This window comes from Mucilaginibacter sp. GW821-FHT07H05 (assembly GCF_059418485.1).
Genome location: NZ_JBWKPY010000006.1, coordinates 257491 through 274049 on the forward strand (window position 1 = coordinate 257491; position 16559 = coordinate 274049).

Here is a 16559-nt window from a genome sequence, read left to right on the forward strand (position 1 = left end):
CCTCACTTACCAGGCCTGTTCCAAAATTTCCCATCTAAATTTATATTTTTCATTAATTGTAATTTTTAATTATGCATATATGCATAATTTATCAATAATTATTGCACATAATTATCATAATTATAATTTATAATTAAGCCAATAAGCCTATATAATTGCAATTAATGATATAAATAAATTTAATTATGGTAAAATAAAGGAATTTTATGTGTTTTTATTTATAAATAACTAAAAAATTAACAATTTTAGATATAAATGTCTATAATTATTAATTTTATGATAACAAAACCATCATAAAATGACTAAAATAAAAAAATGACCAAATTCTGTATTGAAGTATATCAGATATACATTCAAAAAATTCTTTAAGGAAACCCCACCTCGTTTTAGGTTATTCTGATAAAATCTAAAGCAATTCAATCTGTTTGTGGCGTTTCCTTCCGCGTCTAAATTTTCTATTGCCTTAACTATTATTAACAAAAAATGAAGAAACTTTTACATTTAGCTTTTTGCTTTGTGCTATTTACGCTTCAGGTGCACGCACAATCCCGTGTTATAACGGGCACCATTACGGATAAGGAAGACGGACTACCCTTACCCGGAGTAACAGTAACCCTTAAAGGCCTTTCAACCGGTACCGTAACCGGTGCTGACGGTAATTTTTCTATCAAAGCGCCTGCCGGAAACGTTACGCTTATGATTTCTTATATCGGTTACCTTCGTAAGGAGGTTGCAGTAAATGCCGGAATGACCGGAAAGGTCAGTATCTCGTTAGAAAAAGATGCCAGAGCATTAGGTGAGGTTGTGGTTACAGGTGCCTTAGGTTTGCAAAAACAATCGCGCGAGTCTGGCTATTCCCAGGCAAGTATAAAATCAGCCGATTTAACGCAGGCGCATCCTACAAACCTGCAAAACGGTTTAGTAGGTAAAGTATCGGGCCTGAACGTTACAACAGTTAATAACGGAGTGAATGCCGATACCCGTATCGTTTTAAGGGGCATCCGTTCTTTAACAGGGAACAACCAGGTGTTGCTTGTGGTTGATAACGTACAGGTTGATTTAAACTATATTAACTCTATCAACCCAAATGATGTAGAAAGTGTAGATATACTAAAGGGCGCTAACGCCTCTGCACTTTATGGCCCCGATGGGGTAAATGGCGTATTATTGGTAACCACTAAAAAAGGTGTTCAGAACAGAGCGCCCGAAATTAACATCGGTACCACCCAGTTACGCGAGTCGGTTTCGTATATGCCGGCATTCCAGCATTTATTTGGCAGCGGTTCGGCCTATAACCAGTTTGGTGACGGTGTATTTGATCCGATTGAAAATCAAAACTGGGGTATTGCCCTTGATGGTGTAACCCGTGGTGTTGGCCGTCCGGATGAAAATGGCGTTATGCAGCAAGTTAGCTTCATCGACAGGTCTGACGAGAAACGAAAATTTTTCACCAATGGCAATAACTCACAAATCGACTTCTCTATCCGGTCGGGCGATACCAATTCCAGTTATTTTGCTTCATTCCAGAATTTAAATACAACCGCGGTTATGCCGGGTGACAAAAGTTACCGCCGCACTTTCAGGTTAAACTCCGACAAAACCTTATCTAAACAGGTTAAGGTTTCTACCTCTATAAACTATACTGGCAGCGGCAGCGATGTTACTACATCAAGTTCAAACGTTTACAACGATGTAGTTAACACCCCTGCCGAAATCCCGCTTACATCTTATAAAAATTTTTTAACCGATGAGTTCTCTGATCATAACCATTATTTTAATGATTATTATCCTAACCCTTACGAGGAGATTGCACGCAACCGTACAAAATCTAAAAGGGATCAGTTAATTGGTACCGTCAATTTAAGTTATAAGCCGTTAAGCTGGTTGCAGCTATTAGACCGCCCAAGCTATACCTTTAGCAATAGCACCAGTAAATCTACTGTCGGCGCTATCTTTTATTCTCCGCTTGGTAAATTAATTTACCAGGGCGGTACAGATAAGCAAGCCAGTGTTACAGATGCTACCTCTTACGCATCGCGTTTCTCAAATGAGTTTATCATCACTGCCGATAAAAAATGGGGAGATTATGGTATTAAATTTATAGGGGATAACCAGATCCTTGAAAACTATAATAAAAACACCAGCGAAACCGGCGGCGCATTAGGCGTACCTACCTTGTTTAACAACTCGGTTTATACCGGCATCCCATCTGTTAGCGAGGGTAACTACCGTACACGCAGGTTCTCAATTGCAGGCGATTTGCAGTTTAGCTATAAAAACTTTGCTTTTATTGAATTTACCGGCCGTAACGACTGGGATTCGCGTTTAGGGCCTGATAACAATTCGTTTTTCTATCCTGGCGTAAGCGGGTCATTTGTTGCAAGCGACGCTATCCCGGCTATTAAAAACGTGAAGCAAATTGATATGCTGAAATTAAGATTAAGCTGGAACAGGACGGCTAACGTAAACACCGGTAGCGCTAACCTTGGCGCCTACAGGCTGGCATCAACTTACAGCAACTCTGGCAATTTTCCATATGGCTCGTACGCCTCTTACTCGGCCGATGGTACCTTATATGATCCAAACCTGAAACCAGAGACGGTAGAATCATACGAGGCCGGCCTGGAACTGGGCTTGTTTGATAACAGGGTGTTTATTGATGGGTCTTATTACTTCCAGAAAAACAACCAGCAGGTAATCAATATTTCTGTATCACAAGGTACAGGTTACGGTACAGTGGCATTAAACGCGGCCAATTTTGAAAACAGGGGTATTGACCTCGATTTGAAATTAGTTGTTGTTAAATCAAGAGAAGTTACCTGGAATGTAAATACCACCTATTCTTTTAATGATAGTAAGGTAATATCGCTTTACCAGGGTGTGTCTCAATTACCGGTTGCCAATTCGGCATACGTAATTGTTGGTTATCCGGCTTATACGCATCGTTTAACAAACTGGAACCTTGATCCGCAAGGCCGGGTAATAGTTGATCCGGTTACCGGCTTACCTTCGCCAGGCGCTTCTACAAGCATATTCGGGCGCATCAATCCTAAAAATATCTTTGGCTTTAATACCGATGTAAGCTACAAGCACTTTAACCTGCGCGCAGTAGCCGAGTACAGGGGGGGTAACTTTATTTACAATAACATAGGTTCATCAATTGGCTTTACCGGCACCGATGCACTTTCGGCCTTAAACGGTCGTCAGCGTTTTGTATTCCCTAACTCATCCTATACTTTAGATGGCGGGGCTACCTACATTGCCAATACCAATATTGTTGTAAATAACGCTCATTACGATTTCCTGCAGGCGGGTATATGGCGTAACACTACCACCAACTATTACACCAGCGCTGCTTTCTGGAAGCTGCGCGAAGTTTCTTTAACTTATGATGTACCTAAAAAATTATTAGGGCGTACCAAAGTTATCAAAAAGGCTGTTTTGGGTTTAGTGGGCCGTAATTTACTGATGTGGCGCCCGGCAACCAACCAATGGACCGACCCCGAGTTTTCAAACACCACCGATAACGGTTTGGGTACCACAACAATCGGTCAAACTCCGCCAACCAGGATATATGGCTTCAATGTAAACCTCACTTTCTAAAAAAAACAGTTAGATAAATTTTAGAATGACTAAGATGAAAAAAACAACGAAAAAAATATTATTAGCCGGGTTATTGACTGCTATAGTTGCAGGCGGATGTAAAAAATCCTGGCTGGACATTAATACTAACCCTAACGCGCCGGTTGACGCTTCTATAGATCCTTCAACACTGGAGGGCGGGGCTGTGCTAAATACTGCTACCAACGTGGTAACAGGGTACCAGTTTTTGTCGCACTGGTTAGGGTTTTTAAATACATCATCAGGTGTATCGCCGAATGCCGAAGAGCAATCATACAATATATCAACCGGTTTTAGCAACGCTTTCGGTACCATTTTGGATAATAACTTTGATTATAACATTATGCAGCAAAAGGCCGATGCAACAGGCATGACCTTTTATAGTGGTATAGCCAAGATCATGAAATCGTTAAACTATGCCCGAATGGTTGATTTGTATAACAACGTACCGTATACAGCAACATTTGGCGCACCAGCTAATCTTACACCGAAGTATGATGACGCTAAAACGATTTACGAAGACCTGATCAAACAAATTGACGCGGGTATAACTCAAATTAAAGCGGCTGACCTTGCCGCAAATCCGCGTTTAGCCATTGTTGATAAGATGTTTGGTGCCAGCAAAACCAAATGGGTGCAATTTGCCAACACTTTAAAATTGAGGATATTAATGCATCAGGCGGGCCGCGCCGATCGGGCAAGTTACATCACTACAGAAATAGCTAAAATTGTGGCCGAAGGAAGCGGTTTTATCGGCACGGGGGGTAGTGCTACGGTTAACCCCGGTTATAGCCAGGCGCAGGCAAATCCCTATTATGCTACTTATGATTTTAATTCAACCGGTGGTGAGGCTTCGCAGGAAAGGGCAAATACTATTATGGTTAACGTGTTGAAAAACAATGCCGATCCGCGTTTAGCCGGGGTTTATCAGGCCGATGCATCTGCCGTGCCGGCCGGTTCGGCCGAGCCTACGCCAACATTGGCCAACCCTCCGGGGATAACCGGTGTTTACAGGGGCGGTGTTTACGGTCAGTCTATTGATAACGCTACCTATAAATACCAAACCAGGGCTTACCTTGCAAAAGTTGGCGGCGCTGTTACTGCAAGCGCGGCTACTGGCAGTGCTGTTGGTTTAGTTAGGGGCTGGGACGCCCCCATCTGGATCATGACTTCTGTTGAAAGCTTATTCCTGCAGGCCGAAGCGATACAACGTGGTTTCCTTACTACAAGCGTTACTGCAGACGTAGCATTACAAAATGCGATTAAAGAATCATTTATTTTTCTGAATATCGGAGGGTCAGCTGCCGCTGCTACTACATCTTTCACTACCTGGTATGCATCGCAGGCAACAAATGCCAATGTATCCTATGCTGCAGCAGGAGACAAACTGCAAGTGATCGCTTATCAAAAATATGTTGCGATGACGGGCGTAGATGAATTAGAAGTATGGAACGATTACAGGAAGTTTGGCGCAGCCTATTATCCATTTATAACCCTGTCATTATATCCTTCGCGCAGTTCAAATATATTGCCTGTCAGGTTGCTGTATCCTACAAACGAATTGCTGTATAACTCTGATAACGTACCCGCTGTTGGACGCAAATCCGGAGACCAGTTTACGGCTAAAATTTGGTGGATGCCCTGATAATTAATGATTTGATTAATGAATTTTTATTTAAATATTGATATGAAAAGATTTTTTAAACAATTTGGATTACTGGCATCTGCAGCCCTGATGTTTTCATCGTGCCTTAAAGATACGCCGGTGAACGATTATAACCAGATAGCCCCGGTAGTAATTATACCTAACGCAAACTGGCCCAAAAATACGGCAACCGCGGCTACTTCTATAACCAAATCTACAACGCCGACAACCATTGTTAGTGTATACGCAAGGTATTCGTACGAGGGTTATGCCCCATCTGATATTACCGTAACTTTTGCCAAAGATGAAGCAGATATAGCGGCTTATAACACCAAATTTGGAACAAGCTACATCGCTGTTCCGGATGCAGCCATTACCGTTTCCAGCTTAAAGGTTACGATTAAGGCCGGTGAGCGCGACGCTATTATGCCAGTTACAGTTAATACAAGTACATTAACAGTAGGCCAAACTTACATTTTGCCATACAAAATTACCGATGCAAGCGGGCAAAACTTAGGGGCTAACTACGTCACTTATCTTTATACCATGTCTATTAAATAGTTATCAGCTTTTTGCACAGGATAAGTACGCCACTTGCGTACTTATCCTGCTTGTTAAAACAGATCTTTTTTAAGCAACCTATTATGAAAAGAATAATTTATACCCTTGCACTGGTTTTAATTACCAAAACCATATTTGCCCAGGTAACCGGCAGCAGCAGTACCAGCGAAGCCTACCGTAATTTTATGGTACAGTCATCAAGTGCTATAAAGATTAAAGACCTGGTAACATTTGATCTGGTAGGCGGCAGCGACCGTTTTTTTTCAAACGAATGGTTAACCGGCGGGGGGACTAATTATTATAATGTTACCACCAGCGCTAACTATTGGTTTAATTATGATTTCTTAAAAAAAGAACTTTATGTAAAGTGGAAAGACACCGCCATAATAGTTGACAATAACTATTTAAAATCTTTTTATATCTACCATAAAAACGAAAAACACACCTTTTGCAGATACCCGGCGCTTGGTACAACAGAACTGGCGGAACTATTAAGTGCAGATACCGCGCAGGCCAAATTAAAGTTTGTTAAGCTGCGCAATACTAAGCTTCAAAGAAATGACAAATCAAGCGCGGGATCAAATTACCTGGGCGATTTTGCCGATAAATATGTAAACGAATACACTTATTACCTTGTTTTCGCCGATGATACTGCTGTAAAAGTGAAGCTAAACAGCAAATCGTTTTTAGAAAGCCTAAAACCGGTATACACCGCCAAGGCTCAGGAATTATTAAAAAGCGTAAAAAAAATAAACGAAAGCAGCTTAAAACAGGTTGTCGATATCCTTAATAAAGGATCTGCTATATAACATAACTAACTGTACGTCTATATCAGCATCTGCCACATCCCGTTCTTTATATTAGTTAATAGTTAGAAGCCGTCTCATCAATAACTGAGGCGGTTTTTTATAAATATGAGGGGTTAATTAAGGTAAGATAGTACCGGGCCGATCTTTATTCGATAACGTTGTATATGGTTACCGGTTTGGCTTTATTTTTAAGGCTAACCTCGCCTATCTTTTCGCATTTGAAAGACTCTTTTGCCTGGTGATATATTTCTTCGGTGATAATGATCTGCCCGGCCTTCGCGGTGCCTTGCAGGCGCTGCGCCAGGTTTACCACATCGCCAATAACGGTATAATCCAGGCGTTTTAACGATGCCGAGCCAATATTGCCCGATACCATTTCGCCCGAGTTGACGCCTATGGCAATTTCGGGCTGATAGGTTTTATCGCCCATGCTGATGGAGGCTATGCCGGTCATTTGCTCCCTTACGGCCAGCGCTGTATCAATAGCCCTGTCCAGGTGGTACCCACCCCTGAAAACGGCCATAACTGCATCGCCCATAAACTTATCTACGTGGCCGCCCTGGGCAATAATCTCCTTTACAATTTTATCAAACAAACCGTTAAGCAGGTTTACCACTTCGTTTGCAGGCACCTGCTCGGTAATCGATGTAAAGCCGCATACGTCAACAAACATCACGGTAGCCTCCAGCACCTCGTTCTTTAACAAGCTGCCTTCAAACTCCTTATGGGTCATAAAGTTTAGCACGTTCTCATCCACGTACATTTTCAGGATGTTGTTTTCTTTAATGGCCCTGATGGTATCCTGTAATTGCTTAACATAGGTGATGGTTTTTTCCATCGTAAGGTCAAGGTCGTCAAAATCAACCGGTTTTACCACAAAATCAAAAGCGCCCCGGTTCATGGCGGTGCGTATATTCTGCATATCGCCATAGGCCGATACTACTATCGCCTTTATCATGGGGTTAGCTTCGGGCAGGCGGCTTAGTAGTGTAAGCCCATCCATTACCGGCATATTAATATCACTCAGGATGATATCCAGGTCGGCATGTTCTTTTACTTTTTGCAATGCCTCCTCGCCATTTTGCGCGAAGATAAATTCGTATATATTTTCCCTGATCTTACGCCTGAACTTTTGCTTTACCAGCAGTTCCAAATCAGCTTCATCATCCACTACCAGTATCTTGGCCATTATATCTTAAAGTTTTTAAGTTTTTCTTTTAATAAATTAAAATCAAGCGGCTTTGTTAAAAAATCATCGGCACCGTTTTCCATAGCCTGCTTATGGTTCTCTTCGTCACCATAAGCGGTTATCATCATTACCACAGGTGGCGGGGTATCATAGTCGTGCCTTATTTTCGATAGCAGATCGATACCGCTCATGCCCGGCATATTAATATCCGATAATATCAATACTACTTCCGAATGCTTTTCTTTCAGATAGTCCAGCGCTTCTTCGCCCGATAAGGCAAACTCAAATTCCATCTCGTGCTCGCGGATCTCTTTGCGGAAACGTTGCAAAAATAATGGCTGTACATCAGCCTCATCATCAACAACCAGTATTTTCATAGATTTTTATAAATATATAACGCCTGCAACCGCAGGAAATGTACCGGGCAAAATTAACAAAAGGCCGCGGCTCAATATATAGCTACTTAACAACCTGTTTTAAGGGCAGGTAAATGGTAAATTCGGTATACTCGCCCTCCTTGCTATCCAGGTCTATTTTGCCCCCGTGCGCTTTCACTACAATATCATAGCTTAATGATAAGCCCAGTCCTGTACCCTCGCCGGTTGGCTTGGTTGTAAAAAAGGGCTGCATTATTTTTTCCTTTATGGCATCGGGTATACCTGTACCATTATCTTTTACCTTGATGATGATCCCCCCGTTTACCGCGCTTGTACCCACTTCAACTGCTGGCTTATAATCAGCACCCGCTGTTTTTCGCTTTTGATGGACGGCGTAGAAAGCGTTGGTGAACAGGTTTAGCAATACCCGTCCCACATCCTGCGGTACAATAGTGAGCATGGGCAGGTTATCGGCATAATGGGTTACCAGGTCGGCATTAAACGTTTTATCCTTTGCCCGTAAGCCATGATAGGCCAGCCGGAAATACTCGTCGGCCAGGGTATTGATATTGGTAGGCTCTTTGGTATCGCTGCTGGCCCGGCTATGCTGCAGCATACCTTTAACAATGCCATCAGCCCGTTTGCCGTGATGGATGATCTTCTCCAGGTTTTGCTTAATATCGCCGGCTATGGCCATGGCTTCTTCCTTATCGCCTTTGTTCAATTCTTCCCCCATCTCATCTATCAGTTCCATACTCACCTCCGAGAAATTATTGACGAAGTTTAGCGGGTTTTGGATCTCGTGCGCTATGCCCGCCGTTAGCTCGCCCAACGAGGCCAGTTTTTCCTGCTGTATGAGTTGCGCCTGTGTGGCTTGCAGCAGCTTTAGGGTTTCCTGCAATTCGTTTTTTTGGTTGGTGAGTTCGGCAGTGCGTTCGGCTACTAACCTGTCCAGTTCGTTGTTACGCAGGGTGGCCATTTTTAATTCTTCCTGCTGCTTTTTGGATGTTGACCAACGGATAAAAATCCAGGCAAAAGCAATAAATACGCTATATACAAAATAGCTTTGCTCCTCTTCATAAAAATCGAAAGCGATAAGCCGCGTAAGGCTGCTGATTAATCCCACAGCCACCAACGGATAATGTGCGACTATAAAAAAGTTGAACGGCTCGAAATCAGGTTGTTTTTGCAGGTACACCAGCGCACCTAAAAGTATCAGGCTGCCAACAATTACTTTACCGGCCTCGCTGGGAATACTTGATGCCGCGAAAAAAAGAAGTAAGGAGCCCCAGCCGCCATAATTCAACACATTTCTCCATTTAGGATATATGGGCGAAAATTTCAGCACCTTACGGAGGCGCATAGATAAAAGAAAAGTAGCCAGGAAATAGAAAAAATGCATGCTTTATAATGCTTGGGTTGAGTAAAGATAATTATTTAAACCTAATTGGGCATATGTGCATGGATTTTGAATACGCAAGCTATCAACAACGAATAAAACATTTTAATATATTTAAGCCGTAAAAACATACCAACATGCTGTTTGAACAGGCCGGCGAATTTATTTTAAACAGGTTGCAGCAGGAGTTGCCGGCGCATTTTACCTATCACCACACCGATCATATCCTGGATGTTTACCGTGCCGCTGAACGGATTGGCCGGCAGGAAGGTATAACCGGTACGCAAATGAAATGGCTGCTAACGGCAGCCTGGTATCACGATACGGGCTTTTTAGTGGGCCCTGATGGGCATGAAGAAGAATCGTGCCGGATAGCGAGGGAAACGTTGCCGCGATTTGAATATAGCGATGATGATATAGAGGTGATTTGCGGACTGATCAGGGCTACACGGATGCCGCAATCGCCGCGTAACCACCTGGAACAGATATTATGCGATGCCGACCTGGACTACCTGGGACGGGATGATTTTTTCCCCATCAGCGATAAGCTTTACAAAGAACTGGCTTTGGCCGGTAAAATTGGCCATAAACAGGAGTGGGATATCGCCCAGGTAAAATTTATGGAAAACCATCATTATTTTACCCAAACAGCAATTAACACACGGCAAGCGCAAAAAGAGATTAACTTAGCAAAAATTAAACTACAACTACATAATCATACAAAAACTTTGAAAAGGCCACACTTACCTCATTGGTTAATTGATACCGTTTATATTATTACAGGTATTATGTTTTGCGGTTTTGCCCTGCAAAGCTTTTTGATACCCAATCAGTTTTTTGATGGCGGCGTAACCGGCATCTCGCTTTTATTGCACGAGCTTTACCATTTTAACATTGCCTATGTAATTGTGCTGTGCAACCTCCCTTTTATTATTATGGGCGCGTTCCAGATCAATAAAAGCTTTGCTATAAAAACTATTGTAGCCATAATAGGGCTTGGTTTGTGCTTGTCGTTTATCCATTACCCGCAAATCACATCCGACAAGTTACTGGTCTCTATTTTCGGCGGCGCTTTTATGGGGATAGGTATCGGTATGGCTATCCGGGGTGGCTGCGCGCTGGATGGTATTGAGGTGCTGGCGCTTTATACCGGCCGCCGGATCAGCTTCACCATCAGCGAAATTATTTTAGGGATAAACATTATTATTTTTCTTATCGCCGCACTTGAATTAGGTTTGCCTACCGCTTTATATTCTATACTGACCTATTATACGGCATCGCGCACTATTAACTTTGTGATTGAAGGGTTGGAGGAGTATACCAGCGTAACCATTATTTCGGGCGAGAGCCAGCAGATTAAAGAGCAATTAGTGATGACGCTTGGCCGGGGAATTACCGTTTATAAAGGCGAGCGCGGCTTTTTAAAAGATAGCTTTGATATCAGCCAGCCGGTTGATATTGTTTTTACCATAGTAACCCGTTTGGAAGTGCGGCGTTTACGTAACCTGGTGCACGATATTGATCCTAAAGCCTTTATTTTTACCAGTACCATTAAAGAAGCGGCCGGCGGCGTACTTAAACGCAAGCCGCGCCATTAAATAAATTTACCGGTACCGGCTTTGGCCTGCTCAATTTTTTCAATGGCGACTGATAGCTCGCCTGCCCTTACTGTCCAGGTATTTTGTTTGGCTATTTCCAGCCGGCCGTTCCGTTTTTCAGGATTGTCTGTAGCCAGTTCGGTTTGCAGATCGTTCAGGAAGGTTGCTTTATCCCCCGTTATTTTAATAATGCCCTCAAAATCGTCCAGGTTACTGAAATCGGTACTGATCACCGGCAGACCGGCGGCCAGGTATTCGTTAATTTTCATAGGATAAATGCCCTTGGTAAAATCGCTTTTAACAAAGGGGATAATACCGGCCGAAAATGTTTTGAGATATCCGGGCAATTCATCGGGCGTTTTAGCGCCCGTAAATACCACGTTGGGGTGTCTTTTTAAGGACTCCTGTCCGGCCAGTTCAGTAGTGATGCGGCCTACAAAAACAAATCGCGTATCGGGCATGTGCTCAATTAGGTGTAACAGCAGGTCATAATCCAGCCGTTCGTCAATACTGCCAATATATCCCACCACTTTTTCGGCCGCAACATCAGTATGAAAGCCCTTGCTGAATAGGTCGATATTTACGGCGTTCTTTACCACATAGCAGGCCTTGCTCGCGTCTTTTTTAGCCTGGTACAAGCCTTTGGAAGTAACAATTACACCATCGGCCATTTTTAAAAAGCGGTCTTCCAGGGCAACGCCGTGTTTTTGGAGCCATGGACTGGCGCCACGCATTTCATCATAACAATGATAGATCAGCGTTTTCTCGTTAAAGCGCCGGCCGGTAACTACCCCCATGCCCGGGTTAAAGGCTACAAAATTGATCAGGTCGGCAGTCATACCCAGTTTTTTCAGCGCTTTGGCAGCCGTTATCCTAAGCAGCCAGCCATTAAACTTTAAAAGGGTTTGGTACAGGGCGCCCTCGGGCAAAAAATTAATAGTGATCACTGGCGGCGGCGTAAACAGGTGTACGGTACCGCCGTTAGACAAAGTGATTTTATTGACGCGGCTTTTTAAACCCAGGGAACGGCCTAATTCCACATCTTTACGGCCGCGCAAACCATCAAAAATATCTTTAATAGTATAGGGGCTATTTACAAACAGCAGGTTATTGCCGGTAGCCAGTTCCTTCATTAACTCCACAGTAGCCTTTATGTAGTTGCCACCCCATTCGGTACTGCTAAGGCATATGATATTTCTGTTGGTCATCATGATGGTCTGTATTGTAAAAATCAGGATTATATTTGTTAAATGTGTTGTTTTTACAACAATTTTGATCAAGGACACGTACAAACTTGAAGGGGGTTGCTTTATTGAATAAACTTTTCGTTAAATTAAGATGGAAGAGAAGAAATTGTACGTGCATTACGGTTGCGGACAATGCGCACCCGAAGAATGGAGGAACTTTGATGTTTCGCCAACCCTACGCATCCAAAAAACACCAGTATTAGGCTGGCTAATGAAAAACGCCCTTGGGCAGGTATTTGATAAAAATGTGAACTATGGCGATGTGACCGTGGGTTTGCCAGGCATAGCCGATAATAGCGCCGATGGCGTTTACTGCTCGCACGTGCTGGAGCACATGTCATTAGCTGATTTTAGGAAAGCGATTGCCAATAGCTACAAAATGCTGAAACCAGGCGGCCGTTTCCGACTTATTATGCCCGATTTGAAGGTGCTGGTTGATGATTATATAGCAGATAAGGAAAAAGGCGATGCCGAAGCATCTATAAGGTTTATCAAACGGACATTGATGGCCATGGAAGAGCGCCCTAAAAACCTGAAAGCGGTATCAAAACTGGCTTATGGTTATCTGAACCACCTGTGGCTTTGGGATAAGGAAGCTACCATTAACGAGTTGCAAAAGGTTGGCTTTAAAACCATCCGCGAAATTGAATTTAACGACTCGGAAGACCCGATGTTTAAACTGGTTGAAAACAAAAAACGCTTTGACCTGTGCGTAAAACTGGAAGCGGTTAAATAATTGATCTTACCCTGTCCTTTCCAAAAAACAGAGGGGTTATATCAAAAGCGCGCCCGATTTATCAGGCGCACTTTTTACTTTATGCCTGTACAGCTTTCCTGCGTTTGCGCCATTTTTTAAAGAGTACAATCAGCAAGCCAATAACTATTAATACAGGCCATAAGGATATCAATCCAAAAAACCAGCCGGTTAATGTATCCCAGCCCTCGCTTAGCGCTCGTTTAAATTTGTACCAGGCACCGTACCCTTTATCAACGGGTGCGATATGCCTGGTATAAAAAGTAATATCCAGCGAACTGTAAGCCACTTGTTTACTCAAATAATTCAGTTGCCCCTGTTCCGATTCTATTTCGCTGCGGATCTCGCTCAGTTTATTTTCTACCTGTAAAATATCGCCCATGCGGTTAGCCTGTTTCAGCAGCGACAAGTATCGGGCCTCCAGCAGTTTTTTGTTTTGCAGGCGGGTACTCATATCAATAAACAGGGTAGTTACATCGCGCGAACTGATGTTCTTGCTATCGATCTGTGTAGCGGCTGATGCTACATCACTTAAAAACGTGTCGAAATATTTAGCCGGGATACGGGTTTTTAGTACATACTCTTTGCGGTTCTCTTCACTGTTGTTCGATTCATTTTCTTCGGACAGGTAGCCGCCCGCTTTTTTTAGGGAAGCGATAATGATTTTACGTGTTTGGGCGATATTACCGGTCTCAAAACTAATATCACCGTGTTTAATGATCTTTTTGGCGGTATCCTTTACTATGCCCGGGTTTGCTGATCCTGAATATCCGGCATTCGATTTAGGTCCCGGATCGACTATTTTTAATGCTACATCCCTCGAGGGTTCTTTTTCCATTATTTCCTCATCGGGTTTAACCACGGGAGGCGGGAACCGCATTTGTGAAACCATAACTTTATCGGCATCGGCACCATGTTTACACGATTGCAGACCGGATAACACCAGGAAGATCAATAACAACTTTTTCATATCACTTAGGTTTTAGTTTCTCGTTGTCGCGGTGGCGGTCGGCATCGCGGATGCTTTTCTTTTCCAGGTTTTTCTCCAGCGCTTCGGTGAGGTTAATGCCGGTTTGGTTGGCCAGGCATATCAGCACAAAAAGCACGTCGGCCATTTCGTCGGCCAGGTTAACCTCGGTATCCGATTTTTTGAAGGATTGCTCGCCGTACTGACGGGCCATAATGCGGGCTACCTCGCCAACTTCTTCCATTAGGATGGCGGTATTGGTCAACTCGTTAAAATAGCGGATTCCGGTAGTTTTGATCCAGTTATCTACTAATTGCTGGGCTTGGTTAATGGTCATATTGGTAAATTACAGCGTGAAAGAAATGATGTAATTTATATAACTAACTATTTAGTTATATAAATTATTGTGGTTAATATAAAATAATTTTGGTGGAGTAGGGCGTATTAGTGATTGTCCTTATCGCGGGTATCCATTACAATAGTAACCGGCCCGTCATTCACCAGGGCAATCTGCATATCTGCACCGAATATCCCGGTAGCTATTTTTTTGCCGGTCAGGCCGGATAATGTTTCAATCATTTGCCCGTACATCGGTATAGCTTTATCAGGCTTAGCCGCACGGATAAACGATGGCCGGTTCCCCTTTTTGGTTTGGGCAAACAGGGTAAACTGCGAGATCAGCAGGATATCGCCATTAACATCTGCAAGGGCTTTATTCATTAATCCATTCTCATCGCCAAAAACACGCATGCCTACAATCTTTTGGGCCAGCCACTGCAGGTCATCATTGGTATCGGCATCCTCAATGCCTAATAGTACTAAAAAGCCATTGCCAATTTGCCCGGTGATGTTGCCATTAACCGTGCATGATGCCTGGGAAACACGTTGTATTACTGCGCGCATAAAGCGAATATAAAAAATAAAGTAAACTCCCCCTTTAGGGGGCCGGGGGGCTTAGGCCCTGGTATCATTACCATGGTAAATGCTCAGGTAACTCTCGTAACGTGATAATGCTATTTCATATGCTTCCACCGCCGCTACAATGGCGCAGCCGGGCTCGTTAATATGGCGGCAGTTGTTAAAACGGCACTGGTTCATCCGGTCGCGCATTTCGGGGAAAAAGTGGCTCAGCTCACCCTGCTCAATATCTATCACACCCAACTCGCGGATGCCAGGCGTATCCACAATAAAACCGCCGCCGGGTAGTTGGTGCATCTCGGCAAAGGTGGTGGTGTGCATCCCTTTATCGCTCCAGTCGGATACTTCTCCGGTGCGGATAGCCAGTTCGGGCAGCAGGGCATTGATCAGACTGGATTTACCAACGCCCGAGTGCCCCGAAAACAAAGTGGTTTTATTGTTAATCAACTGCTGTATCACATCAATATTAGTCCCTGCCAAAGCCGATACCTCATAACAGGGATAACCGATGTTTTCGTAAATACTTTTATGGTCGGCCAGTATTTCCAAACCCTCATCGCTAAACAAATCCAGTTTATTATAGATCAGCATGGCGGGGATATCGTAGGCTTCGGCAGTTACCAAAAAGCGGTCGATAAAACCCAGCGAGGTACGCGGCGAGGCCAGTGTAACCACCAGGTAGGCCTGATCCAGGTTGGCGGCGATGATCTGCGCCTGTTTAGACAGATTGATGGATTTGCGGATGATATAATTTTTGCGGGGGTGCAGGTGGTTAATAACGGCGTTATCGCTGCCGGGCTCAAACTCAAAATCAACATGGTCGCCCACGGCAAGGGGGTTGGTTGTAGTTAAGCCTTTAATGCGGAACTTGCCTTTAATACGTGCTTCAACCCTGCGGCCATCAGGTGTTTGTACCTGGTACCAGCTTCCGGTTGATTTAATGATGAGTCCCTGCATAAGGCGGTAAAATTACGCATTTGAGCTAATATAGGCTTATACAAATTGACGCGGCGAAATGGAGCACCGCTAATCTTAAACGCTGGCTAACCTTTTACCTTTCCGCTTTCGCCTCCTATCGCTATATTTACTCTATGAAAAAGCTATTATTCCTTTGCCTGCCCTTGGCGCTGATTTATGCCTGCAGCGATCCGGTACATAAAACCGAATTAGTATATGATAAATCGACCGAAGGGCTGCACATTGTAAGCGCTAAGGACACTTTTAATAAGTTTAAAGGGCAATATTATGTATCGGCCACCATAAAAAATGATACAAAGGAAGTGATCTCCACCTTTTTGGTTACAGCCAAATATGTAGATGGCGCGGATGATATTATAGCCGAAACCAATGCCGGCGCAGGTAAGGCCATAGCGCCCGGAAGTACACTGGTAATTGAAAACACTTATGCTTTTTCATCAAACAAGGACATACCCTATAAAGTAAAACTATCGGTAAAAGATATGTTTAAGTAGGG

The 16559-nt window shown here is 43.5% G+C and carries 15 protein-coding genes; 7 read left to right on the plus strand and 8 right to left on the minus strand.

Features of this window, described 5'->3' with window-relative positions; all coding sequences use genetic code 11:
• Nucleotides 1-483: 483 nt before the first annotated feature.
• From AC07M6_RS17585 to AC07M6_RS17600, 4 genes are all read left to right on the plus strand, one after another.
• A complete protein-coding gene (locus tag AC07M6_RS17585) occupies nucleotides 484-3603 on the plus strand; it encodes a SusC/RagA family TonB-linked outer membrane protein (RefSeq protein ID WP_494891651.1) in 3120 nt (1039 codons plus the stop codon).
• Between the two features lie 34 nt (nucleotides 3604-3637).
• On the plus strand, nucleotides 3638-5266 hold the full coding sequence (locus AC07M6_RS17590; RefSeq protein WP_494891652.1) for a SusD/RagB family nutrient-binding outer membrane lipoprotein: 1629 nt from the start codon (nucleotides 3638-3640) through the stop codon (nucleotides 5264-5266).
• A 42-nt stretch (nucleotides 5267-5308) separates the two neighbouring features.
• The gene (locus AC07M6_RS17595) at nucleotides 5309-5827 is read left to right on the plus strand and encodes a DUF1735 domain-containing protein (protein WP_494891654.1); all 519 of its coding nucleotides are present in this window, start codon (nucleotides 5309-5311) and stop codon (nucleotides 5825-5827) included.
• Nucleotides 5828-5910: 83 nt separating this feature from the next.
• Nucleotides 5911-6636, plus strand: coding sequence for a hypothetical protein (locus AC07M6_RS17600; protein ID WP_494891655.1), 726 nt, complete (start codon nucleotides 5911-5913; stop codon nucleotides 6634-6636).
• Between the two features lie 145 nt (nucleotides 6637-6781).
• Here the strand turns inward: AC07M6_RS17600 and AC07M6_RS17605 are convergent, their stop codons facing one another.
• From AC07M6_RS17605 to AC07M6_RS17615, 3 genes are all read right to left on the minus strand, one after another.
• Nucleotides 6782-7825: an adenylate/guanylate cyclase domain-containing protein gene (locus AC07M6_RS17605; protein WP_494891656.1), complete on the minus strand. Its 1044-nt coding sequence runs from the start codon at nucleotides 7823-7825 to the stop codon at nucleotides 6782-6784.
• Nucleotides 7825-8202, minus strand: coding sequence for a response regulator (locus AC07M6_RS17610; protein ID WP_494891657.1), 378 nt, complete (start codon nucleotides 8200-8202; stop codon nucleotides 7825-7827). Before AC07M6_RS17610 ends, AC07M6_RS17605 begins: the two co-directional genes overlap by 1 nt.
• 82 nt (nucleotides 8203-8284) lie before the next feature.
• Entirely contained in the window at nucleotides 8285-9604 is a 1320-nt protein-coding gene (locus AC07M6_RS17615; RefSeq protein WP_494891659.1) for a sensor histidine kinase, read from the minus strand.
• A gap of 134 nt (nucleotides 9605-9738) precedes the next feature.
• Here AC07M6_RS17615 and AC07M6_RS17620 point away from each other — a divergent pair, with 134 nt between their 5' ends.
• Nucleotides 9739-11199, plus strand: coding sequence for a YitT family protein (locus tag AC07M6_RS17620; protein ID WP_494891661.1), 1461 nt, complete (start codon nucleotides 9739-9741; stop codon nucleotides 11197-11199).
• Here AC07M6_RS17620 and AC07M6_RS17625 read toward each other — a convergent pair.
• Complete coding sequence (locus AC07M6_RS17625; protein ID WP_494891663.1) at nucleotides 11196-12410, minus strand: glycosyltransferase; 1215 nt, start codon at nucleotides 12408-12410, stop codon at nucleotides 11196-11198. The two genes, AC07M6_RS17620 and AC07M6_RS17625, sit on opposite strands and share 4 nt — an antisense overlap.
• Before the next feature lie 127 nt (nucleotides 12411-12537).
• On the opposite strand from AC07M6_RS17625, the gene AC07M6_RS17630 reads away from it, so the two are divergent.
• Nucleotides 12538-13182, plus strand: coding sequence for a class I SAM-dependent methyltransferase (locus AC07M6_RS17630; RefSeq protein WP_494891665.1), 645 nt, complete (start codon nucleotides 12538-12540; stop codon nucleotides 13180-13182).
• 79 nt (nucleotides 13183-13261) lie between these two features.
• Here AC07M6_RS17630 and AC07M6_RS17635 read toward each other — a convergent pair whose 3' ends face one another.
• The 4 genes from AC07M6_RS17635 to rsgA form a co-directional block, all read right to left on the minus strand.
• Nucleotides 13262-14170, minus strand: a complete 909-nt coding sequence (locus AC07M6_RS17635; RefSeq protein ID WP_494891667.1) for a DUF4349 domain-containing protein — start codon at nucleotides 14168-14170, stop codon at nucleotides 13262-13264.
• A 1-nt stretch (nucleotide 14171) separates the two neighbouring features.
• Nucleotides 14172-14504: a nucleotide pyrophosphohydrolase gene (locus tag AC07M6_RS17640; RefSeq protein ID WP_494891669.1), complete on the minus strand. Its 333-nt coding sequence runs from the start codon at nucleotides 14502-14504 to the stop codon at nucleotides 14172-14174.
• Between the two features lie 107 nt (nucleotides 14505-14611).
• Entirely contained in the window at nucleotides 14612-15070 is a 459-nt protein-coding gene (dtd, locus tag AC07M6_RS17645; protein WP_494891671.1) for a D-aminoacyl-tRNA deacylase, read from the minus strand.
• A 51-nt stretch (nucleotides 15071-15121) separates the two neighbouring features.
• The gene (gene rsgA, locus AC07M6_RS17650) at nucleotides 15122-16042 is read right to left on the minus strand and encodes a ribosome small subunit-dependent GTPase A (RefSeq protein WP_494891673.1); all 921 of its coding nucleotides are present in this window, start codon (nucleotides 16040-16042) and stop codon (nucleotides 15122-15124) included.
• Nucleotides 16043-16176: 134 nt separating this feature from the next.
• On the opposite strand from rsgA, the gene AC07M6_RS17655 reads away from it, so the two are divergent.
• Complete coding sequence (locus AC07M6_RS17655; RefSeq protein WP_494891675.1) at nucleotides 16177-16557, plus strand: hypothetical protein; 381 nt, start codon at nucleotides 16177-16179, stop codon at nucleotides 16555-16557.
• Nucleotides 16558-16559 lie beyond the last annotated feature (2 nt).

What these genes read in the sequence shown, in the direction of transcription:
- AC07M6_RS17585 (WP_494891651.1), top strand. Translation starts at nt 484, where the DNA reads ATGAAGAAACTTTTACATTTAGCTTTTTGCTTTGTGCTATTTACGCTT.
- AC07M6_RS17590 (WP_494891652.1), top strand. Translation starts at nt 3,638, where the DNA reads ATGAAAAAAACAACGAAAAAAATATTATTAGCCGGGTTATTGACTGCT.
- AC07M6_RS17595 (WP_494891654.1), top strand. Translation starts at nt 5,309, where the DNA reads ATGAAAAGATTTTTTAAACAATTTGGATTACTGGCATCTGCAGCCCTG.
- AC07M6_RS17600 (WP_494891655.1), top strand. Translation starts at nt 5,911, where the DNA reads ATGAAAAGAATAATTTATACCCTTGCACTGGTTTTAATTACCAAAACC.
- AC07M6_RS17605 (WP_494891656.1), bottom strand. Translation starts at nt 7,825, where the DNA reads ATGGCCAAGATACTGGTAGTGGATGATGAAGCTGATTTGGAACTGCTG.
- AC07M6_RS17610 (WP_494891657.1), bottom strand. Translation starts at nt 8,202, where the DNA reads ATGAAAATACTGGTTGTTGATGATGAGGCTGATGTACAGCCATTATTT.
- AC07M6_RS17615 (WP_494891659.1), bottom strand. Translation starts at nt 9,604, where the DNA reads ATGCATTTTTTCTATTTCCTGGCTACTTTTCTTTTATCTATGCGCCTC.
- AC07M6_RS17620 (WP_494891661.1), top strand. Translation starts at nt 9,739, where the DNA reads ATGCTGTTTGAACAGGCCGGCGAATTTATTTTAAACAGGTTGCAGCAG.
- AC07M6_RS17625 (WP_494891663.1), bottom strand. Translation starts at nt 12,410, where the DNA reads ATGATGACCAACAGAAATATCATATGCCTTAGCAGTACCGAATGGGGT.
- AC07M6_RS17630 (WP_494891665.1), top strand. Translation starts at nt 12,538, where the DNA reads ATGGAAGAGAAGAAATTGTACGTGCATTACGGTTGCGGACAATGCGCA.
- AC07M6_RS17635 (WP_494891667.1), bottom strand. Translation starts at nt 14,170, where the DNA reads ATGAAAAAGTTGTTATTGATCTTCCTGGTGTTATCCGGTCTGCAATCG.
- AC07M6_RS17640 (WP_494891669.1), bottom strand. Translation starts at nt 14,504, where the DNA reads ATGACCATTAACCAAGCCCAGCAATTAGTAGATAACTGGATCAAAACT.
- dtd (WP_494891671.1), bottom strand. Translation starts at nt 15,070, where the DNA reads ATGCGCGCAGTAATACAACGTGTTTCCCAGGCATCATGCACGGTTAAT.
- rsgA (WP_494891673.1), bottom strand. Translation starts at nt 16,042, where the DNA reads ATGCAGGGACTCATCATTAAATCAACCGGAAGCTGGTACCAGGTACAA.
- AC07M6_RS17655 (WP_494891675.1), top strand. Translation starts at nt 16,177, where the DNA reads ATGAAAAAGCTATTATTCCTTTGCCTGCCCTTGGCGCTGATTTATGCC.